Source organism: Brevibacterium sp. AGC70 (genome assembly GCF_057334195.1).
In genome coordinates this window covers 510,224-530,555 of record NZ_JBHFIH010000001.1, presented here as the reverse complement: position 1 = coordinate 530,555, position 20,332 = coordinate 510,224, and the positions used below count along the sequence as shown (strand labels likewise).

Annotated in this window: 19 protein-coding genes; 10 read left to right on the top strand and 9 right to left on the bottom strand. The window is 61.3% G+C overall.

The features are described 5' to 3' along the window. Positions 1–219: 219 nt before the first annotated feature. A complete protein-coding gene (locus tag ACE03M_RS02360) occupies positions 220–972 on the bottom strand; it encodes a LysE family translocator (protein ID WP_143923527.1) in 753 nt (250 codons plus the stop codon). Between the two features lie 226 nt (positions 973–1,198). Here ACE03M_RS02360 and ACE03M_RS02355 point away from each other — a divergent pair, with 226 nt between their 5' ends. The 8 genes from ACE03M_RS02355 to ACE03M_RS02320 all read left to right on the top strand — a co-directional run bounded on the left by ACE03M_RS02355 (position 1,199) and on the right by ACE03M_RS02320 (position 8,670). Beyond that, positions 1,199–2,101 carry a LysR family transcriptional regulator gene (locus ACE03M_RS02355; RefSeq protein WP_485932586.1) on the top strand — a complete coding sequence of 301 codons (903 nt, stop codon included), beginning with the start codon at positions 1,199–1,201 and terminating at the stop codon, positions 2,099–2,101. Between the two features lie 83 nt (positions 2,102–2,184). Further along, the gene (locus tag ACE03M_RS02350; protein WP_271708777.1) at positions 2,185–3,318 is read left to right on the top strand and encodes a GuaB3 family IMP dehydrogenase-related protein; all 1,134 of its coding nucleotides are present in this window, start codon (positions 2,185–2,187) and stop codon (positions 3,316–3,318) included. After that, the gene (locus tag ACE03M_RS02345) at positions 3,278–4,330 is read left to right on the top strand and encodes an SURF1 family protein (protein WP_485932584.1); all 1,053 of its coding nucleotides are present in this window, start codon (positions 3,278–3,280) and stop codon (positions 4,328–4,330) included. Before ACE03M_RS02350 ends, ACE03M_RS02345 begins: the two co-directional genes overlap by 41 nt. Before the next feature lie 2 nt (positions 4,331–4,332). Continuing rightward, positions 4,333–4,770 (top strand): DUF3817 domain-containing protein, encoded by a 438-nt coding sequence (locus ACE03M_RS02340; RefSeq protein WP_143923524.1) that lies wholly within the window; start codon positions 4,333–4,335, stop codon positions 4,768–4,770. Between the two features lie 44 nt (positions 4,771–4,814). Then, positions 4,815–6,395 carry a glutamine-hydrolyzing GMP synthase gene (gene guaA, locus ACE03M_RS02335; protein ID WP_143923523.1) on the top strand — a complete coding sequence of 527 codons (1,581 nt, stop codon included), beginning with the start codon at positions 4,815–4,817 and terminating at the stop codon, positions 6,393–6,395. Between the two features lie 93 nt (positions 6,396–6,488). After that, on the top strand, positions 6,489–7,232 hold the full coding sequence (locus ACE03M_RS02330) for a biotin transporter BioY (protein WP_485932581.1): 744 nt from the start codon (positions 6,489–6,491) through the stop codon (positions 7,230–7,232). Then, positions 7,229–7,999: an energy-coupling factor ABC transporter ATP-binding protein gene (locus ACE03M_RS02325; protein ID WP_485932579.1), complete on the top strand. Its 771-nt coding sequence runs from the start codon at positions 7,229–7,231 to the stop codon at positions 7,997–7,999. The genes ACE03M_RS02330 and ACE03M_RS02325 overlap by 4 nt, the downstream gene beginning before the upstream one ends. After that, positions 7,996–8,670 (top strand): CbiQ family ECF transporter T component, encoded by a 675-nt coding sequence (locus ACE03M_RS02320; protein WP_485932577.1) that lies wholly within the window; start codon positions 7,996–7,998, stop codon positions 8,668–8,670. The genes ACE03M_RS02325 and ACE03M_RS02320 overlap by 4 nt, the downstream gene beginning before the upstream one ends. 360 nt (positions 8,671–9,030) lie before the next feature. Here ACE03M_RS02320 and ACE03M_RS02315 read toward each other — a convergent pair whose 3' ends face one another. Genes ACE03M_RS02315 through ACE03M_RS02280 form a run of 8 tightly spaced genes read right to left on the bottom strand, consistent with a single transcriptional unit; the run spans position 9,031 to position 18,377 of the window. Next, on the bottom strand, positions 9,031–10,584 hold the full coding sequence (locus ACE03M_RS02315) for an ABC transporter substrate-binding protein (RefSeq protein WP_485932575.1): 1,554 nt from the start codon (positions 10,582–10,584) through the stop codon (positions 9,031–9,033). Further along, the gene (locus tag ACE03M_RS02310; protein WP_485932574.1) at positions 10,581–12,122 is read right to left on the bottom strand and encodes an amidohydrolase family protein; all 1,542 of its coding nucleotides are present in this window, start codon (positions 12,120–12,122) and stop codon (positions 10,581–10,583) included. The genes ACE03M_RS02315 and ACE03M_RS02310 overlap by 4 nt, the downstream gene beginning before the upstream one ends. 27 nt (positions 12,123–12,149) lie before the next feature. Further along, entirely contained in the window at positions 12,150–13,637 is a 1,488-nt protein-coding gene (locus tag ACE03M_RS02305) for an amidase (RefSeq protein ID WP_485932572.1), read from the bottom strand. Then, on the bottom strand, positions 13,634–14,749 hold the full coding sequence (menC, locus tag ACE03M_RS02300; RefSeq protein ID WP_485932571.1) for an o-succinylbenzoate synthase: 1,116 nt from the start codon (positions 14,747–14,749) through the stop codon (positions 13,634–13,636). Before menC ends, ACE03M_RS02305 begins: the two co-directional genes overlap by 4 nt. Positions 14,750–14,752: 3 nt before the next feature. Beyond that, positions 14,753–15,571, bottom strand: a complete 819-nt coding sequence (locus ACE03M_RS02295; protein WP_485932569.1) for an ATP-binding cassette domain-containing protein — start codon at positions 15,569–15,571, stop codon at positions 14,753–14,755. After that, positions 15,568–16,575, bottom strand: a complete 1,008-nt coding sequence (locus tag ACE03M_RS02290) for an ABC transporter ATP-binding protein (RefSeq protein ID WP_485932567.1) — start codon at positions 16,573–16,575, stop codon at positions 15,568–15,570. Before ACE03M_RS02290 ends, ACE03M_RS02295 begins: the two co-directional genes overlap by 4 nt. Before the next feature lie 8 nt (positions 16,576–16,583). Beyond that, a complete protein-coding gene (locus ACE03M_RS02285) occupies positions 16,584–17,471 on the bottom strand; it encodes an ABC transporter permease (RefSeq protein ID WP_485932565.1) in 888 nt (295 codons plus the stop codon). Positions 17,472–17,483: 12 nt separating this feature from the next. After that, positions 17,484–18,377 carry an ABC transporter permease gene (locus ACE03M_RS02280; protein ID WP_485932563.1) on the bottom strand — a complete coding sequence of 298 codons (894 nt, stop codon included), beginning with the start codon at positions 18,375–18,377 and terminating at the stop codon, positions 17,484–17,486. 193 nt (positions 18,378–18,570) lie between these two features. On the opposite strand from ACE03M_RS02280, the gene ACE03M_RS02275 reads away from it, so the two are divergent. Both ACE03M_RS02275 and ACE03M_RS02270 read left to right on the top strand, forming a co-directional pair. Continuing rightward, positions 18,571–19,518: an Lrp/AsnC family transcriptional regulator gene (locus ACE03M_RS02275; RefSeq protein WP_485932561.1), complete on the top strand. Its 948-nt coding sequence runs from the start codon at positions 18,571–18,573 to the stop codon at positions 19,516–19,518. 148 nt (positions 19,519–19,666) lie between these two features. Beyond that, positions 19,667–20,230 (top strand): cysteine hydrolase family protein, encoded by a 564-nt coding sequence (locus ACE03M_RS02270; RefSeq protein WP_485932559.1) that lies wholly within the window; start codon positions 19,667–19,669, stop codon positions 20,228–20,230. Positions 20,231–20,332: the final 102 nt, after the last annotated feature.

Below are 20,332 nucleotides of genomic sequence, written 5' to 3'. Positions count from 1 at the left end.
GTGCTATCCCCGGCCCGCACCTTTATGAAATGCCGTCAGTGTTTCTGCATCTCCGGACATGGCTGTTTCCGCGTCTTCCGGACATGGCGCTCTGACGGCGCTCTCCTGTCAGTGGCTTCTGTGCCTTCTGCCGGCGCTCTTGGCTGGCCGCCTTCGTCGGTGTCAGGTTCGCCTGCAATACGTTCGCCTGCGTTGCGCCAGACTCGGCGTCGATTGGTGCTACATCGGGATGGCGATGACGGCGATGCCCATGACGACGAGGACAGCGGCGGAGACCGCTTCGATGTAGAAGTCGGTGCTCCGCCTCTGGAGGGCGGCCGCTGCCATGCCGGCGATGAAGGCGAGAAGAATCTGGTAGGCCAGCATCAACCCGATCACGACCGTAATGAGCAGCAGGTAGTCGACTCCGGCGGCGGAGGACGGCACCAGGGTCGGCATGACGGCGAGGAAGAACAGCCCCGCCTTCGGGTTGCTCAATGAAGAGAACAGGCCGCGACGATACGAGATGACCGACCGCAGCTGTCCCCACGACTTCTTCGAACCGGAGTCAGCGATCGCGTCAGTAGGGGAGCCGGCATCCACCTCGGCACCGATCCCGGCGGTCTCAAGCTCGCCGAGATCATCGGTGGCCGCCACGATCTCGCTGACCTGTCCGCGCGGGGGTGTTCCACGCAGTTCGGTACGGATCCGCAGTGCCTGCCGGGCAGCCAGCACGCCGAGCAGGCACAGGTAGAGCCCGCCGACGACTTTGAGGACCAGCAGAGCAGAGGGGAAGGTTGTGAGCAGCGCGGAGATTCCGGTCAGCGCCGCGATCATCCAGACCGTCATGCCGGTCGCGGAGCCGAGCGAATAGATCAGCCCGGCCTTGCGGCGCAGGGCAGAGAGACGAACGGTGAGGATCGTCTCGGGGCCGGGGGTGACAGCAAGGACAGTCGCAGCTCCGGCGATGGTGATGAGCTCGGCTCCGGTCATGGCGCTCCTTCAGGGACAGCGACCAGGCGGATGACCTGGTCGGAGTGGCAAATGCGACGCTGCACGATGACGGCCCGAGATGCTGCGCGCAAATCGTTCTGACTCGGGCGCGAAGGGCTCTTCCTCAAGTCTGCCGCAGGTCACCCCGAGAGAACAGATTGGGAAAAGCAATCATTTGCTAACAACCATTCGGCATGACCGAACGATCATCGACTAGTCTGGGCGAATGTGGGATCTCAACCGACTGCGCATCTGGCGGGCCGTCGTCGCCACAGGCTCCGTCGTCGACGCTGCGAGGAGCCTCAACTACACATCGGCCACGGTCAGCCAGCACATCACCACTCTGCAGAAGGCCGTCGGCGTCCCCCTTTATCGCAGGTCTGGGCGCGGCATCGAGATCACGGATCTGGGCAAACGACTGGCCGAGGAATCCGCGGACGTCTTTACAGGTCTGAACAGGCTCGACACCTTGGTCGAGAGCTTCCGCACAGTGAATCGGCCTCGCATGCGCATCGCAGCATTCACCTCATTCAACGCCGGGCTGCTGCCAGGGATCATCGAGCCGGTCGCACTCGAACATCCGGACATGCGCTTCGACATCCAACTCAATGAACCGGCCAAGGTCCGCCGCAGCCACTGCACGATCGAGATCCGCAGCGAAGTTCCACAGGATGACGAGGTCCACCTGCCCGGAATGACGCGCACGGTCCTCTTCGACGACGACTACCGGGTCGTGGTCTCGGACAGGCACCGGTTTGCGAGGCTCGAATCCGTCCCATTCAAAGACCTCGAAGACCAACGGTGGGTCGACTACGACCTGTGGGCCGGTCCGACGAGCAAGGTCGTCGACCTCGCCTGCGCCGCGGCCGGATTCGAGCCCCGAACCTTCGCCGCCTCGGAGGACGAGTTCGCTGCGCTGGCCCTCGTCGCTTCGAACCTGGCCATCACCGTTCTGCCGCGCCTGTCGTCTGCCCAGCTGCGACCTGGTCTGAGAGCAGTCGGCCTCACCGATCCCACGCCCGTGCGCCGCGTCGTCATGCATGTGCGTGAACGCGAAGCACACCTGCCGCACGTGCGGTCCTTCGTCGCCGCCACCGAGGCGGTTGTGGCCGACTACCTGGCCCGCTGAGAGACCGTACTGCCCAAGGAGACGCACCGTTCCTCATAGTGAGCTGAGTCTTCGGCGTCAGGGCGGTGGGATAGGCTGTTCGGGTGAGTTCTGAAATCGAAATCGGCAAAGGCAAGCGCGGTCGTCGCGGCTATTCACTCGACGACATCGCCGTCATCCCTGCTCGGCGCACCAGAGATCCCGAGGACGTATCGCTGGACTGGCAGATCGACGCCTACAAGTTCGACCTCCCATTCATCGGTGCACCCATGGACTCCGCCATGTCCCCGGAGACCGTGATCGCTCTGGGCAAGCACGGTGGCCTGGGCGTTCTCGACCTCGAAGGTCTGTGGACCCGCTATGAGGATCCCGCTCCGCTGCTGGCCGAAATCGCCCAGCTGCCGGCCGAGATGGCGACCGCACGGATGCAGGAGCTCTACTCCGCACCCATCCAGGCAGAACTCATCACCTCTCGACTCGAACAGATCCGCGAAGCAGGAGTCACCGTCGCCGGTGCCCTGACACCGCAGCGGACTCAGCAGTTCTACAAGACCGTCATCGATGCCGGTGTCGACATCTTCGTCATCCGCGGCACCACGGTCTCGGCCGAGCACGTGTCCTCGCAGTCCGAGCCGCTCAACCTCAAGCAGTTCATCTATGAGCTCGACGTGCCAGTCATCGTCGGCGGCGCCGCAACCTACACGGCGGCACTGCATCTCATGCGCACCGGTGCCGCCGGTGTCCTCGTCGGCTTCGGCGGAGGAGCGGCGGCGACGACACGTAAGACCCTCGGCCTCCACGCGCCGATGGCCACGGCGATCGCTGATATCCACGCCGCTCGGCGTGACTACATGGATGAATCCGGCGGTCGCTACGTCCACGTCATCGCCGATGGCGGACTGGGCACCAGCGGTGAGATCGTCAAGGCCTTCGGTGTGGGAGCCGACGCTGTCATGCTCGGCACCGCGCTGGCCCGGTCGACAGAGGCCCCGGGCCGGGGAATGCATTGGGGCGCCGAGGCGCATCACCCTGAACTTCCCCGCGGGCACCGCGTGGAGCTGGGAACCGTGGGCAGTCTCGAACAGGTTCTGTTCGGACCCGGACGCACCGCCATCGGCGAACTCAACCTCGCCGGCGCCCTGCGCCGTGCTCTCGCGACCACAGGCTATGTCGATCTGAAGGAATTCCAGCGCGTGGATGTCACCGTCTCGCCCTATCAGCCTGGATCGGTGGTCTGATCTGTTCCGCCTGGCGCTGACCCCCAAGTGGTTGGGGTCCCTGCTCTTCGTGCTCATCCTGGTCACCTGCTTCGTCGGACTCTCCGCCTGGCAGGTCGACCGGGCTCAGCACAAGAACGATGCCGTCGATTCGGCGAATGTCGAAGAGATCGTGCCGTTCAATGACGTTATGGAGGCCCAGGCCCCGATGCCGGGCATCCTGGCCGATCAGCGGGTGAGCCTGTCCGGACACTGGCTCCCGGACGATCAGGTCGTCGTCCCCGGGCGCGTCCTCGATGGGGACAACGGCTTCTGGGTTGTGACGATGTTCGCACCCGATGATGCCCGCCTCGGCGATTCGGCCGGCGCCGACGCCTCTGACAAGACCATTGCGATTCCGGTTCTGCGCGGCTTCACCACCGATGAGGAAACCGCCATGGAGTCCCGTGCGGCAGAGGGCCCAGTCGAGATGAAGGCACAGATCGGCCCCGTTGAGGGTCCGATGCCCGGCAACTCGCTGCCCGAGGGGCAGGTGCGCAGCGTCTCGACGTCACAGCTGATCAACCTGTTCCCCGACCTTCTGACCTATTCGGGCTTCCTCATCCCCGAAGAGGCCACCGGGGACGCCGCTTCCATCGCGACCGACGGATTGTCCTTCGTGCCGCCGACGACGACGCGGGAGGAGGGCGGATTCGATCTGCAGTCCGCTGGCTACGCGATCGAATGGCTCATCTTCGCCGTCATGGCCCTGTATATGTGGTGGCAGCTTCTGCGCGATGACTTCGTGCGCCGCCGGCTCGGCAGCGACCCTGATTCTCAGGATCCGACAAACCGAGTCGAGTATGTTGTCGTCAAGTCCGCAGGTCAGGCCTCGATCGATCCCGAGGTGATGTCGGGACTGACCGGGCTTCCCGCTCACAAGCATGGAGCGAAGAAGCCTCGCCGCCGCGGCAGACCCGAAGCAGGCAACAGCGACGACTCGACCAACACCAACGCCAATTCGACCAACACCACCCCGACCGGAGGAAACTGAGCGTGAGCGAAGAACCCGAGTCCCTGGATTCCCGCCCCGACTTCGATGACGGCGAGGTGTGGAGTGTCAAGCGCTTCACCTCGGCACGCAACGCGTGCAAGTTCTATCGCGTGATGGCCATCATCACGGGAACGATGCTCCTCATCCTCACCGTCGAGATGATCTACAAGTACCTCATCGCCGCTGATTCCTCGACGGCGCTGAACTTCGGCGGCTTCAACCTGGCCGCCGCGATCGCGATCTGCCATGGCTGGTGCTACGTCGTCTACCTCATCGGCTGCTTCTGGCTCAACCAGCAGATGCGTTGGACGCTGGGCCGCTACATCGTCTTGGCCCTGGCCGGCGTGGTTCCGGTGATGTCGTTCATCCTCGAACGCAGAATCAACCGTCAAGTCGAAGCCGAGCTGGCAGCGGCCGTGGTGGTCGCTCCCAAGAGCTGAGGCCAGTAGTTGGGCACTGGGTGCCCGGTGTTTAGAATTGGGTCATGACGCAAACCCAGAGCACACAGGTGCCTCCTGTCCTCGTGGTCGATTTCGGTGCGCAGTACGCGCAGCTCATCGCCCGGCGGATCCGCGAGGCCGGACTGTATTCCGAGATCATTGCCCATGACGCACCGGCCGCGGAGTTCGCGGCCAAGAATCCGATCGCCATTGTGCTCTCGGGCGGACCCTCGAGCGTCAACGACGAGGGCGCCCCCGGATTCGACACCGCTGTCTTCGATCTCGGCGTGCCCACCATGGGCATCTGCTACGGCTTCCAGCTCATGTCGACCACCCTCGGCGGACGGGTCGCCAAGACCGACAAGCGCGAGTACGGTTCGACACCGGTGACGGTCTCCAGCACCGGTTCGCTGCTGGCCCAGACCCCGAACAGCTACAAGGTCTGGATGTCTCACGGAGATTCCGTCGCCGAGGCGCCCGCTGATTTCGATGTGCTCGCATCGACCCCGGACACCCCGGTCGCCGCCTTCGAGTGTGCGGCACGCAAGTTCGCCGGTGTGCAGTGGCACCCCGAGGTCCTCCACTCCGAGTACGGACAGCAGATCCTCGAGAACTTCCTGTTCGATGTCGCCGGACTCACTGCCGACTGGACCAATGCTTCGGTCATCGACGAGCAGATCGAACTGATCCGTGCCCGCGCCGGTTCGAAGAAGGTCATCTGCGCCCTCTCAGGTGGAGTCGACTCCTCCGTGGCGGCGGCACTGGTTCATGAGGCCATCGGCGACCAGCTCACCTGCGTCTTCGTCGACCACGGTCTCCTGCGTGAGAACGAACGCGAACAGGTTGAGAACGACTACGTGAACTCGATCGGCGTCCGTCTGGTCACCATCGACGCGCGTGAGCAGTTCCTCTCCGAACTTGCCGGCGTCACCGATCCGGAGACCAAGCGCAAGATCATCGGCCGCGAGTTCATCCGCACCTTCGAGCAGGCGGCAGCCGACCTCGTCCTCGAGGCTAAGGATGAAGGCGAAGAGATCGGTTTCCTGGTCCAGGGCACGCTCTACCCCGACGTCGTCGAATCCGGTGGCGGATCTGGAACTGCGAACATCAAGAGCCACCACAATGTGGGCGGGCTGCCCGACGACATCACCTTCGAACTCATCGAACCCCTGCGCGCCCTGTTCAAGGACGAGGTCCGCGCCATCGGCCGTGAGCTCGGAGTCCCGGATGCCATCGTCTCCCGCCAGCCGTTCCCCGGCCCCGGACTGGGAATCCGCATCATCGGCGAGGTCACGGAGGACCGTCTCTCGATCCTGCGCCGTGCCGATGCCATCGCTCGCGAAGAACTGACCAAGGCCGGCCTCGACGGAGAGATCTGGCAGTGCCCGGTCGTCCTCCTCGCTGACGTCCGCTCCGTGGGAGTCCAGGGCGACGGACGAACCTATGGCCACCCGGTCGTGCTGCGTCCGGTCTCCAGCGAAGACGCGATGACCGCGGACTGGACACGGGTTCCCTACGATGTCCTCTCCGTCATCTCCAATCGCATCACGAATGAGGTCGACGACATCAACAGGGTCGTCCTCGACGTCACCTCCAAGCCTCCGGGCACCATCGAATGGGAATGATTCTGTTCCCCGACTACAACTCCTGAACGGTGTTCAGTTAAGGTGGGTGGTGCCCGAATAAGTCTCGGGTGCCACCTCACCATCGGAGAACTCATGTCACAAGCGCACATCGGCAGCACCGCCTCGGCGAGGGGATCGCGGAGGAATTCAGCTGGCAGAGCCGGCGATATCGCGCTGATCGCGGTATTCGCCGCTCTGCTGGCGGCGTTTGCAATCATGCCCCCGGTGCCGGTGGGCCCGGCCGGTGTGCCGATCACCCTGCAGACCTTCGCCATCGCACTCTGCGGCCTGGTGTTAGGACCGTGGCGAGGTGGAGCGGCCGTCTTGCTCTACGTCGTCCTCGGCCTGCTCGGTCTGCCGATCTTCTCCGGCATGAGCGGCGGCATTGGCGTGCTCGCCGGTCCCAGCGCCGGCTACATCACCTCGTTCACGCTCTACGCCCTGGCCACAGGCTTCGTTGCCCGCTGGGCCATTCGTCGCTTCCGCGGAGCGAAGCTGTGGGTCGCGCTGTTCCTCGGGGCACTCGGCTCGAGCCTGCTGCTCAATCATCCACTCGGAATCCTCGGGATGTCGATCAACGCCGACCTGCCCCTGGGTGTGGCCGCCGTCGCCGACCTTGTGTACTGGCCCGGCGACATCATCAAAAACGTCCTCGCCGTGTCCGTCGCGATCCTGATCCACCGGGCATTCCCCGATGTCCTCCGCCGCCGAGGTGGCCCGACTCCGGTGCCGCACGCGCGGACTGTAGGCGCTGGCTCTGCGGGTGTTGGCTCTGCAAGCGCTGGCTCCGAAGGAACCGGCGTTGAGGGTGCGGCCGAAGGCACTGCGGCACAGTGATCTTCGCACGCAGACCAGATCCCGATTCTGCAGGACCGGCGACGGAGCAGATCTCGTTCTCCGAGGTCTCGGTCGGAGTTCTCGACGACACCCCGACCGGTGATGTCTACCGCCCGATACTGACCGACGTCAACGTCACCCTGGACGAGCCGACGGTCGCGATCATCGGCGCCAATGGGTCCGGGAAGTCCACGCTGCTGCAGCTGTTCAACGGGCTGGTCACAGCCAACTCCGGCCGAGTTCTCATCGACGGACTCGACCCGGTTGAGGAGGCGAAGCAGGTCCGCTCGCGGGTGGGCTTCGTCTTCACCGACCCTGCCGCGCAGCTGGTCATGCCGACTCCACTCGAAGACATCGAGCTCTCCCTGCGCAAACGCGTCCCGAAGGCGGAGCGCCGCGCTGCTGCCCTGGCCGTGCTCGAGGAGCTGGGCATCGCTGACCTGGCTGAACGCAGTGTCTACGAGCTCTCCGGCGGACAGCGGCAGCTCGTGGCTCTGGCCGCCGTTCTGGCTGTCGACCCGCAGATCCTGGTCCTCGACGAGCCGACCACGCTGCTGGACCTGCGCAACAAGGAGAAGCTGCGGAGACTCCTCGCAGACCTCGTCGCCCGCCGAGGCGTGCGCGTGATCTTCTCGACCCATGACCTCGACTTCGCCGGGCTGGCCGACCGTGCCCTGGTCGTGGATTCCGGCCGCATCGTCCACGATTCGAATCCCGCCGAAGCGACCCGAATGTACCGTGAGCTGATCATGAGTGACTCCTCATGAGCAGCGGGTTCCGGGCGGGCAGTCGGTCCCGGACGGGCAGTCGGTCCCGTGCCGGCATTCGGCCGAGACCGCAGCTGTTCGGGAAGGTTGCGCACACTCCCGGTTGGCTGCACGCAACAGCTCCAGGGGTGAAGCTTGCTGTCATCGCCCTGATCGGAGTCGTCGCACTGATCTTCCGCGACCCGGTCATCAACTGGTCGATGTTCGCAGTCCTCGTGGTCCTCGGCTTCACTGCCAGGCTGAGACCGCACCACTTCCTCAAGACCTGGATCTATGCGGCAGTGCTGATCATCATCGTGGTGGCCATGCAGTACTTCTTCGGATCGCTGCGCGCCGGTCTCACGGTCGGCGGCACCGTCTTCGCCTGCGTGCAGGCCGCGCTGCTGCTGACATTGACCACAACCGTGGCGCAGCTGCTCGACACCTTCACCGTGATCGTCTCACCGCTGCGATTCCTCGGCGCCAGTCCTGACACGATCGCCCTGACCGCTAGCCTCATGGTCCGGGCCATCTCCCATATCTCCGGACTGCTGGGGGAGGCTGACCGTGCTGCGCGAGCCCGCGGCCTCGACTCGAGCATCAAGGCCAGGGTGGTCCCCGCCATCCTCCGCTCGGTGAAGTACGCCCACGACACAGGCCGGGCACTCGACGCTCGCGGAATCGTGGACTGAGACCAGGCCTAGCGGGCCCGAGGGGTGGCCCCGACACGGCATAACGCGCGGCGATTGTGCGCGCGGCTTCATCGACCACTCGTAGCTGTTCGTATTCGGTGATCGACGTCGCGCCGGCCCTGAGCGGTGAACGCATCTCATTGTTGGCCAACCTGGGCCAACAAATCGCACCGGAACGCATCGAGACATCAGCCTTTGCGAGCGAGGCCCATCACCGTTATCGCGTCCTGGGCTGATCAGGTCTTGACTGTTTGAGACATGAGCAAGGGGCCCGGCCGACCTCCTGGTGCTAAGATGCCACGCATGCAGGAAGCGGATGGATTCCCACACCGAATCCCACTGCTGATTGCGCCGTGATATCTACTGCGTATCGGGACGAACGTTATAGAAGATGTCGCCGGACGCAGCGGTGAACTCGTGGCCGACGAAACCCGACCTGATGCCGGTAGTCGTCGACCGCGCCCCGAATTTGAGTACGGGCAGGTAATCGTAGAACGCTTTCTGCAGATCATCCTTTGCGGAGACGGCCTGTTCGCTGCTTGGAGCGTGAATGATCGTGTCGAAAGCAGCTTCGATTTCCGGGCTCTCCGTCCACCCGGGCCACACAGGGTCGAAGAACACCTGGGTCAGCGGCGTAGAGGTCGGTGAGAACCCAGTGATGAAAATCTCATAGCTCGTGTCATCGGTTCGATTCTGGAGCACGGTGGCCCAGTCGGTGACGATGAGTCGAGACTCGATTCCAACATCGTTGAGTTGTTGATCCATGACGACGGCATTGTTGTAGTGTTCTTCGTACTCCCTGGAAGTGAGGATGCGAACCTCCTCACCGTTATAGTCCGCCTCGTCAAGGAGTTCTGCGACCTGCTTCGGATTCGGATGATTGTAAGCGTTGAGGCCTTTCGTCGAGTACCAATCGGAAGTCTTGGGCATCAGCGCGCCGTTCGTGTCATAGAGCTTTTCCGACGAGAACGCAGCCTTCTGGATATCGTCAATGTTCGTCGCGGCTAGGACTGCTCTACGCATTTTCGGATCGGACATCACTCCAGTCTTCTTGTTAAAGATCGCCGCGTTGAATCCATTGTCGCCTGTAGTGAGGGTGATGTTCTCGTCGCTGTCGAGCATGTCCAGATTGTCCGGAGGCAAAGCGTTCGCGGCATCGTACTCGCCGGTCTGGAGGCCAGACATTCGAGTGGATGGATCATTGACGAAGTAGAAGAATATCGAATCAAAGGCAGCCTTCCTCGCACCTCCGGTACCGTTCGTTTTGCCCTTCGGCGAAACGTAGTCGTCGAATCGGGACATCTGAACGTACTGATCGGTGTTCCACTTCTCCATTGTGTAAGGTCCTGTACCGATGAATTCTTCGACAGGATCGTCCCCGGCCGCCTCGAGAATTTCCTTAGGCTGGATCGCTGGGAGTTGTCCCTGGTCAGCAAGGAGCGGAAGCGCGACAAAAAGTGGCTCTGGCAGCTTGATCTCCACCTTGTCTGACGATGATGATGAAACCTTCGCGTCTGAGAAGAACAGCTGACCGACTGAGGCCTTCGCAACCCACGCCTTGAGTGAGGCGACGACATCGTCGGCCTCCATTGTCGATCCGTCATGGAACTTCACGTTCTTGCGGAGATCGAAGCTGACAAGGGTTCCGTCGTCGGAGAGCGAGAATGATTCAGCCAGCACAGGTTTGACCTGGTTGTCGGCATCAATGGTGATGAGCGGTTCGAAGAAGTTGCGAGAGATATCGCGCGTCGCTGTGGACGTGGTCATCAGAGGATCGAGCGTCGGAGGTTGAGCATTCCACGCGACGGTGAAGCTGCTGCCCTCGCCACGCTGCGCGTCGCCGAGCCCCCCGCCGGTGCAGGCGCTCAGAGAAAGAAGCGCAGCCAGGACCGCTCCCAGCACCAGTCGTCTCATCGTGTGCCTTCCTGCTCTGCCGCTGAAGCTGTCGCCAAAAGCGGCCGACCCCCTGTTGTCACCGCGGCCCTGGAGATCTCACGGTTCTCAATGAGCATCTCGCCATTGACAAAAAGATGAACGACCCCGTCAGCGGTCATCACAGGGGCGGGATCGGAACGAGGCTCGGCCGCATCGATGTCGACAATGACGATATCTGCATCGGCACCCACGCCGAGGTGCCCCTTGGCTTCGAACGCGGGTGCACTCCGCGCCAGTATCCTGGCCGGAATGTCACTTGAGCGGCTGATGACGTCACTGAGTTCCATGAGCCCGGTGTCGCGATGCAGCCATGCAATGGCACGGATGAAGCAGGAGCCGCTTCTCGGGTGGACAGCATACCCGGTAGGCACAGGCAGCACAGTTGGGAAGGGGTTGCCCTCATCGCCTCCTGTGAGCCGGGTCAGAGGCATCGCATCTGAGGCAAAGGCTGCTCCTGGGAAGGAGAGCGTGGACAGCAGCTCGTCGACTCCGACAGGCAGGTCGGGACCGTAGTACCGGATGAGGCACAGACCGCCCGGGTCATGTGCCCGCAGCTCGGCGAGCCTGTCGTAGGAGGACATCTGTTCCGACCCCGGGAGATATGTGATGGTTGATGCCGGAGTTCCATTCCTTTGGAGAGTCTCTGGGGAGAGGAAATCGGCGCCGATCACCGTGGACGCGAATTCGAATGGGTAGGATTCGGTGGTCATCGACAGACCTCGCTCGATCGCATCAGAGAGCACTCGAGCTGATTCCTCCCCATCACCGGCATTCGAACTGGCAAAATGGCAGATATGAATGCGAACTCCCGTCAACTCACTGAGTTCGACGAGTTCGGCCACGGATTCATGAGCAGTATGGCCCTCGATCTCGGCACCGTAGCGTGCATGGACGAACAGCGTCGTGTTGCGTTCCGCTGCGAGTCGAGCCAAGGCGTGGAGCTCTGCGGAGTCGATGGCGGGTGCGTAGCCGAGCAAGACCCCGATCCCGATGGCGCCATCATCGAGTTGCTGGGACACCAGTTCAATGATGTCGCGCCGTTCCTCCTCAGACGCTGGCTTCGACCAGTTGCCACTGCCTTGCAGTGCGCTGAACATCTCCAGCGGGAGTGCGGGAAGGCGAGCTACCTGATCGGAGTCCATTCCTTCCATGACGATCATGCGCGCAAGCAGCCAAGATGCGGAGTACCCGTAGTTCAGAGCTCTACCCTCATCCGCGGCTGCGTTGAGCGTGTGATTCAGTGGTGCAGCACCGCATTCGAGTTCGAGACTCGTGGTGACGCCGTCGTAAGCCTGGAGGAGATGTCCGATCTCGTTCTGGGCGTGACTGTGCATATCGACGAATCCCGGAGCGACAACGAATCCCGCAGCGTCGATGGTGTGGGCAGCTGTGATCGGCTCGCTGTCGACGTGGACGATGCGCCCATCGGTGATGCCGATTGTGAGCACCTCGTCGATGTGATGACGTGGGTCGACCACTCGGCCACCCGTGATGAGTGTCTGGCACTGTGATGTCATGAGATGATTTCCTTCCCGAGCCCTCGCTCAGCGGATGTCTGGAAACTGGTCAAGAAGCCGTGTTCGATTGATGTCCGGGACAGAATTCCATGAACCGATGCGGTCTTCGACCCGCTTGGCGATCTCGAGCTGCCTGGCTTCATCGCGGAATCGTCCGACGAGCTGAATCCCCACTGGTAGTCCCATGCTGGTGAAACCCACTGGAACCGAGATCGCCGGATGGTTTGTCGTTGTGATGATGCTGGGAAGCGTCATCCAGTCGAGGTAGTCCGACATCTGAGTCCCGTCGATCTGCCGGGGATAGCGCATTCGAGCGTCAAAGGGAGGAACTTGAACCGTCGGGGTGATGAGAACGTCCACTGTCTGCAGGAAGTCAGCCATTGCCAACCACGATTGAGACTGCGCTGTCAGTGCGGCGGACGCTTCTTGGCCGGTGACACGACGTCCGGCTTCTATGTTCCACAGGGCGTCATCTTTCATCCGATCGCTGTGGTCATCCGCGATGGGTCCCAGGCTTGCTAACATCTGCAGACCGCGCAAGGTGCGGAAGGCTTCTTTGGCTTCAGGCAGAAGCGGATGTGCACGCTTGATTTCGAAGTCCGTGCCAGAGAGTTCGGCCACTGCTGCCTCCACGACGGACCTGACCGAATCGGCGACGGGAAACATTCCTGAGAAGTCCAGCGAATACGCGGCGGTGATCATTGGTTCCCCAAGCGTGGAGCCTAAGGGTGACGTTGCCACTTCCTCCAAGGCAGCAGTGTCGACGGTGCAGGAGAATGGGTCGGCAGGGCTGAACCCGACCATGTTCTCCAATAGTCGAGCGGTGTCTCGTACCGTTCGAGCCATAGGCCCTTTGACCGAGAGCGTCCCGTATGCGAAGCCGTTGGGGGAGTTGGGGACGGTTCCCAGGGAGGGGCGCAGTCCGACGACATTGCAGAAGGAAGCTGGGTTGCGCAGCGAACCGCCCGTGTCGCTGCCGTCTGCGATGGGAAGCATGCGGGAGGCGAGGGCCGCCGCCGCTCCGCCGGAACTTCCTCCGGCTGAATGATCGAGGGAATACGGGTTGCGAGTGAGCCCTGTGACCTCATTGAATGTATGCGAGCCCAGTCCGAATTCCGGGGTGTTCGACTTCGCCACGACCACCGCACCGGCACGCTTCATTCGCTCGACGAGGATATGGTCTCGTGTCGCAACTCGATTCGCGAAAATCGGGCTGCCCTGAGTATGACGAAACCCAGCGGCGGGGATGAGGTCCTTCACCGCTACAGGCAGACCTGCCAGAGGCAGACTCTGCCGTTCGTTGAGGGACAGCTCATCGATTCGCCGTGCCTCGGCTAGGGCCGCCTCAGGATGAACATCGAGTAGAGCATTGACACTCGGATTCGCAGCGTCGATACGTTCAAGATGCGAAGTGACCACCCGGACGGCTGTGAATTCACCGCGATGGACACCAGCGACGAGGCCGAGAGCTGTTGAGCCGTCGAGGTTGATGTCTGGTGTCGTGGGCGCGCTCATCGACCGTCGACCTCGACCGAGTGCTCCGACGTGGTGATGGCTTCGAGTTCTGCCACATCGATATCGAAACCGATGCCGAGTCCTTGCGGGACGTCGACGCTGCCACGGTTCATTGTGACTTCTGGGCTGATGACATCTCTCTTCCAATAGCGAGCCGATGGTGCGGTATCTCCTGGCAGAGTGAAACCGGGGAGTGAGGCGATTGCAAGGTTGTGGGCCCGGCCGATGCCGGATTCCAGCATTCCTCCGCACCACACGTCAAGACCTTCGTCTCGGCACAGCGCCTCGATGTCCTTTGCTTCGCTGATTCCTCCGACGCGTCCGATCTTGATGTTGATGATTCGGCAGCTGCCCAGTTCGATGGCCTTGCGTGTGTCGGCGAGGGAATGGATGCTCTCGTCGAGGCAGATGGGTGTGCGAAGTGCCTGCTGAAGATGACGGTGGTCGACGATGTCGTCGTGAGCTAGTGGCTGTTCGATCATCGTGAGATTGAGTTCATCGAGATGTCGGAGGTGGTCGGTGTCGGCCAGTGTATAGGCATTGTTTGCGTCGGCCATGAGGGGAACATCGGGATGTTCGGCTCTCACAGCGCGCAGGAAGGACAGATCGGCCCCAGGCTTGATTTTGACCTTGATTCTGGCGAAGCCCTCGTCGACAGCTTCGGACACGAAATCGACGAGTTGGTTCTCTGAGTCCTTAATACCGACGCTGAGTCCGACTTCGACAGATCCCTTCGTCCCTCCGATGGCTTTCGCCAGAGAGATGCCCTGCGTCTTTGCCCAGAGGTCCCAGATCGCTCCTTCCACGGCAGCCTTGGCCATGTTGTTGCGCTTGATCGGCGCCAGAATGTCACGGATTTCGCGCGGATGAGTGATTTCGGCACCGATGAGGAGAGGGACGAGTTGCTCGATGAGCACGAGTTCGCAGCCGGAGGTGTATTCCTCTGAGTAGTAGGGGTAAGCGAATGCACCGCATTCGCCGAAACCTGTCTTGGCACCGGAGGCCGCCTCGACGATGAGGAAGTCACGATTGGACTGAGTGGAAAAGCTGGTCGTGAAGGGCGTGATGAGGTCGAGCTCGGCGCGGCGGACAGTGATCTTTTCGATGTTCAATGTTCAGCCCTTTGCAGTGGTTCTCTGGGACGGGTGGTGGATCGGTACGGAGGCGAGAAGGCGCCTCGTGTAGTCGTGCTGTGGGTTGGCGAACAATTCTGCGGTGTCTGCCTCTTCGACGATCTTTCCCTGATGCATGACGCCGACTCGGTGAGCGAGGTAACGGACGACGGACATGTCATGAGTGATGAAGAGGTAGGCGAGTCCAAGATCAGCCTGCAGGCTGCGAAGCAGGTTGAGGATTTGTGCTTGGATCGAGACGTCGAGCGCCGACACGGGTTCATCACAGATGATGATCCGAGGTGAGGCGACAAGTGCACGGGCGATGCCGATCCTCTGCCGTTGCCCTCCGGAGAACTCATGGGGGTAGCGCTGGGCGTGCTCATCCGAAAAGCCCACTGCTGAAAGGGCTTCGTCGACCTTGGAGTGCAGCGTTGTCGGATCCTTTTCGCCGATGATGCGCAGAGACTCTTCGAGAATGCTGCGGATGCGACGGCGTGGGTTGAGAGAGGAGTAGGGGTCCTGGAAGATCATCTGCACATCCCGATTGGAACGCTTGGTGCTCTGCGTCAACTTCGACCCATCGGCGGCACTGACATTGACTTCTCCTGCAGTTGGTGTGATGAGCCCTTGAAGCAGGCGACCGGTTGTTGACTTGCCTGACCCCGACTCTCCGACGAGCGCGTAGGTTCTTCCTGCTGTCAGAGACAGACTCACCTGATCCACTGCTTTCGCCTCGGCCACAGTGCGTCCCATGAGCGATCGAGTGACGAAGGTCTTAGACAGATTTCGCGCTTCCAACACAGTCTGTTCGAGGGTCATCTGGCCATTCCGTTCTTCACTGGAGAAGTCCCGATGAGCTCCGGGCTGCGGATACACCGTGACGTGTGGTCGGGTGAGAGAACCTCGAGTTCGATAGTCTCCTCACGACATTCCGGTAGTGCGAAAGGACATCGATCGGCGAATCGGCACCCGCTAGGCACATTGTGCAATGTCGGGACGGCTCCTGGAATGATTGGAAGGTCCGCGCTGGGATCGGAGCCGACATCTGGGGTCGAAGCCATCAGCCCTCGAGTGTAGGGATGTGCCGGGTTGTCGAACAGGGTGTGGACATCCGTGGATTCGACGACCTCGCCCAAATACATGACGACAACACGGTCGCAGATCTCAGCTACGACGCCGAGGTCATGAGTGATGAAGAGAATGCCGGCGTTGAACTCGTCTTTGAGTTCGATGAGCAGCCGGAGGATCTGCGCCTGAGTGGTGACATCGAGAGCCGTCGTCGGCTCATCGGCGATGAGCAGTTCCGGATCGCAGGACAGAGCCATCGCGATCATCACACGTTGACGTTGCCCCCCGGAGAGCTGGTGTGGATATTGTCTCATCCGTCGTTCCGGCTCGGGGATTCCAGTCTTACCGAGGAGCTCGACGGCCGTTGACCGTGCGCTGCGCTTGCCGATTTTCCTATGGGCGAGGACTGCCTCAGTGAGCTGGTCGCCAATCGTGAATACCGGGTTGAGCGCGCTCATCGGGTCCTGGAAGATCATCGCGATCCGGTTCCCACGAATTCGACGCATCGCTTCTTCACCGAAAGTAAGCAGATCCTCACCGTCGAAGTTCATCTGTCCCGAATAGCGCGTTGACGAGGGGTCGAGGAGTTGGAGGATCGACTCGGCAGTCACACTCTTTCCACACCCGGACTCACCGACGATGCCGACGACTTCGCCCTGGGCAACATTGAAGGAGACTCCGTCGACGGCTGTCACTGTGCCATGCTCAGTGTTGAAGCTCGTGCGCAAATCGATTACGTCCAGCAGCTTGGTCATCGCGGTGCTCACTTCCTGCGGTTGAAGGTCGGGTCGAGGAGGTCTCTGAGCCCATCACCGAGGAGGTTGACGGCGAGGATCGTCGACATGATGAACGCTCCGGGGAACACCGTCATCCACCATGCGCTGTAGATCAGAGTCTTTCCGTCGAGGAGCATATTTCCCCAGCTCGGAGCCGGGGGTGGGACACCAGCGCCGAGGAAGCTCAGCGCTGCCTCGGTGATGATCGAATCGGCGAACACGAACGTAGCCTGAACGATGAGTGGGGAGAGGACATTGGGAAATATGTTGATCCACAGAATCCGGAACAGGGACGCCCCCTGCGAGCGCAAAGCCTCGACATAGGTCTGTTCTTTGGCGACGAGGGCCGCCGAACGCACGATCCTAGCGACATAAGGAGTGAAGACAATGCTCAGCGCTATGATCACGTTTGATGTCTGCTGGCCCATTGCGGCCATGATGGCGATGGCCAGCAATATGGCGGGGAATGCCATCAGGCCATCAGAGATACGCATGAGGATGGTATCGGCGATTCGATTGTAGGCAGCGAACAGCCCGACGATCGCCCCAAGGACCGAGGTGATTAAGGCTGTCACCGCACCGACGAGGAGAGAGACCCTGGCGCCGGCGACTGCTCTTGCGAAGGTGTCTCTTCCGTAGTTGTCCGTGCCGAAGAGGTGGCCGAGGCTTGGCGGTGCGAGCCGTTGTGACGGGTTGAGTGTAAGAGGATCGCCGGCAACCACGGGGGCGAGGATGGCAACGGCAACGACTATGGCCAGGACGATGCCGCCGGTCATCGCCAACTTATGTGCGCCGAAGCGTCGGAGGAACATCGAGCGTCGTGAGTAGGTCTTGTTGAGGCGGTTGAGAGAACCGACTGTCATAGTGTCTGTCATAATTGGTCCTCCTCAGGAATAGCGCACGCGCGGGTCGAGGACGCTGTAGAGAACGTCGACAAGGAAGTTGATGAGGACATAGGACACAGCGATGAGGAGAATGACCCCTTGGATGACGACGATGTCCCGTCGTTCGATTGAGTTGACGATCAGCTGTCCGATACCAGGAACATTGAACACGGTCTCCACGACGGCGGCCCCGGCGACGAGTGTGCCGAGAGTTTGCCCGATTGTGGTGAGGATGGGCATAGCCGCATTGCGCAGTGCATGTTTGTAGATAATGCGATTGCCCGAGAGCCCTTTGGCTTTCGCGGTCTTCAGGTAGGGCTTCGACAGGGTTTCGAGCATACTGGTGCGTGTCATTCGGGCGATCAGTGCCGCCTGCATGCTGCCGAGGGCGATAGCGGGAAGGAGCAGGTACTTCAACGTTTCAAAAATTCCGTCTTCGAGCGGTGAGTACCCGGCGACCGGTAGCCACCCGAGCAGAACAGCAAAGATAAGCATGAGGAAGAGACCGAGCAGGAAGCTGGGCACCGAGATTCCGAGGAGTGCTCCGACCATCACCGTCTGGTCTGTTCCAGTTCCCTGTTTGCGGGCGGCGACTATGCCTGCGGGCACACCGACCAGGATGGCAATGATCTCAGCGAAGATCGCAAGGTTGATCGTCGGCGCCAACGCGGCTTGGATGACGGTGGCTACCGGGAGCCCGATGAAGAACGACTGGCCGAGATCGCCTTGCAGCGCGCTGACAACCCACGTGTAGAACTGCGCGTAGAGAGGTTCATTGAGGCCAAGACTCTGTCTAAGTGCTTCGACCTGGGCAGGGGTGGCCTCTGGCCCCAGCATCACTGCGGCGGCATCACCGGGCATGAGATGGATGAGGAGGAAAGTAACTATCGCAACCACGATGAGGACGGGGATCAATGCTGCGGCTCTGCGCAGGAGGAAACCAACCATATGAACTCCTGTCGTTGACGCACATCACATCCGTGGAGGCTGCGTCCAGTATTCAGTCAGTGAATATGGAGGTCAATGTATTCGCGCACAATGGTGATATCGGACACACTGATGACTGTTTTATACATGAGGAGGGAGGGCAGTGGCTGAAAATTACATGAATCAGAAGATTCTCGAGGCGCTCCACATCGATGGCCGTGCATCTTGGCAGAGGATCGCCGAGGCGATCGGTGAGAATGAGAGGACTGTTGCCCGGCGAGGGAATGCTCTGATCAGCGAAGGCATCGTGAAGATCGTTGCGTTCAATGTGCCTGCCCATGGTTTCGTCCTCGCAATCAACAGCGGCCCGGGACAGGCGAGAATGACCTCGATGGCACTGGGCAAGCTCGACTCGACGATGTGGGTTCACCTGACAACCGGAACTAGTGACGTGATCGGTGCGGTGGCGGTGTCCGTCAATGAGCAGGAAGAGTTTCTCCTCGACGAGATTCCAGCGATACCCGGAGCTTCACAGTGGCAAGCCTTTCCCGTCCTCTGCTACCTGAGGACGGCTCGGATCTGGCGGCCGGGTGTGCTCAGCTCGGCACAGCGTGAGGGTCTCATCGAATCCTGTCCGCAGGCTCCAGAGCTCAAGTTGGGCTTCGAGATCGATCTCGATGACGAGGACGCCACGATACTCCAAGCCTTGAAGGAGGATGGACGGAAGAGTTATGACGAGCTCGCCCGTCAGGTCGGGACGTCGGTTGCAACTGTCAAACGTAGGTTGGATCGGCTCCGTCGCGAGGGGAAGCTGCAGATTCGTGCAGCGATTGCTCCCTGTCACCTCGGGCTCCGGACAGAGATCGTCATGTGGTTACGTGTTCGGGAATCAGATATCGAGCACGCAACTCAGGCGCTGGTCGGTGACGACACGATCAAATATGCCGTTCGAATTGCCGGAAACTGGACCTTTGTCCTTAAGTTCGACGTCGTTGACCGTCATTTCGTAGACGCGTTTTTGAGGTCGCGAGAATGGACAAAGTACGTCGATTCCAGCAACATGTCGGTCGTGGTCGCGACGACTAAACGCAACAACACGAGAAGCACCTAGATCTCTACTCGGCCGCCGGTGCGTGCATTGCGGATGCCTTCCGAAACAGGTCAGATGCGGGCAGTCGATCGGGAGGAGTATCCTCGGCGAAGAAGTAGTCCTCGATTCCCGGACCAGGTGAGCTGCACCCTCGCGAAGGAGACACACAATGGCTGCGAACCACCGCCCCGTCCTGCTCGCCATGGACTTCCAGAACGGCATCGCCGGTGATGAGGCCTTCACCAAGACCGGCGTCCTCGAGCGTGCCCGCGATGCTGTCGCTGCTGCCAGAGAGAAGGGCTTCCCTGTCATCTGGGTGCGCGTGGCCTTGCGGGAAGGGCACCCGGAGCTCGCGGAGACCGCATCGTTCAGGCAGATAGCGGCACACGGGGATCTCGACCAGGCACACGCGTCGACGAGCATCCACGAGACACTGGGACGGCATGAGGGCGAACCGATCGTGACGAAGCGTCGCATCAGTGCCTTTACCGGCAGCGATCTCGAAGTTCTGCTGCGCGGATACGGTGCCGACACTCTGATCCTCGCCGGCGTCGCCACCAGTGGAGTGGTTCTCTCGACCATCCGGCAAGCCGCCGACCTCGACTTCCGTCTGACGGTGCTTTCCGACGCCTGTGCAGATCGGGATGAGGAGGTCCACCGGGTGCTCACGGAGAAGGTCTTTCCCAAACAGGCTACGGTACTCACCGTCGACGAATGGGCTGCGCACACCTGAAACTGGACTGCGCACTCCTCAACCTCGAACGGTCACGTTATAGCGTGGGTTGTCGACGCCAAGGTGCGCGCTCGACGCCAAGGTGCGCGCTCGACGCTGATC

Excerpts from the sequence above, each read along its gene's own strand:
- ACE03M_RS02345 (WP_485932584.1), top strand. The coding sequence starts at position 3,278 with ATGTCACCGTCTCGCCCTATCAGCCTGGATCGGTGGTCTGATCTGTTC.
- ACE03M_RS02355 (WP_485932586.1), top strand. The coding sequence starts at position 1,199 with ATGTGGGATCTCAACCGACTGCGCATCTGGCGGGCCGTCGTCGCCACA.
- ACE03M_RS02310 (WP_485932574.1), bottom strand. The coding sequence starts at position 12,122 with ATGACATCACAGTGCCAGACACTCATCACGGGTGGCCGAGTGGTCGAC.
- ACE03M_RS02315 (WP_485932575.1), bottom strand. The coding sequence starts at position 10,584 with ATGAGACGACTGGTGCTGGGAGCGGTCCTGGCTGCGCTTCTTTCTCTG.
- ACE03M_RS02360 (WP_143923527.1), bottom strand. The coding sequence starts at position 972 with ATGACCGGAGCCGAGCTCATCACCATCGCCGGAGCTGCGACTGTCCTT.
- ACE03M_RS02290 (WP_485932567.1), bottom strand. The coding sequence starts at position 16,575 with ATGACCAAGCTGCTGGACGTAATCGATTTGCGCACGAGCTTCAACACT.
- ACE03M_RS02305 (WP_485932572.1), bottom strand. The coding sequence starts at position 13,637 with ATGAGCGCGCCCACGACACCAGACATCAACCTCGACGGCTCAACAGCT.
- ACE03M_RS02270 (WP_485932559.1), top strand. The coding sequence starts at position 19,667 with ATGGCTGCGAACCACCGCCCCGTCCTGCTCGCCATGGACTTCCAGAAC.
- ACE03M_RS02330 (WP_485932581.1), top strand. The coding sequence starts at position 6,489 with ATGTCACAAGCGCACATCGGCAGCACCGCCTCGGCGAGGGGATCGCGG.
- ACE03M_RS02295 (WP_485932569.1), bottom strand. The coding sequence starts at position 15,571 with ATGACCCTCGAACAGACTGTGTTGGAAGCGCGAAATCTGTCTAAGACC.
- ACE03M_RS02285 (WP_485932565.1), bottom strand. The coding sequence starts at position 17,471 with ATGACAGACACTATGACAGTCGGTTCTCTCAACCGCCTCAACAAGACC.
- ACE03M_RS02320 (WP_485932577.1), top strand. The coding sequence starts at position 7,996 with ATGAGCAGCGGGTTCCGGGCGGGCAGTCGGTCCCGGACGGGCAGTCGG.
- guaA (WP_143923523.1), top strand. The coding sequence starts at position 4,815 with ATGACGCAAACCCAGAGCACACAGGTGCCTCCTGTCCTCGTGGTCGAT.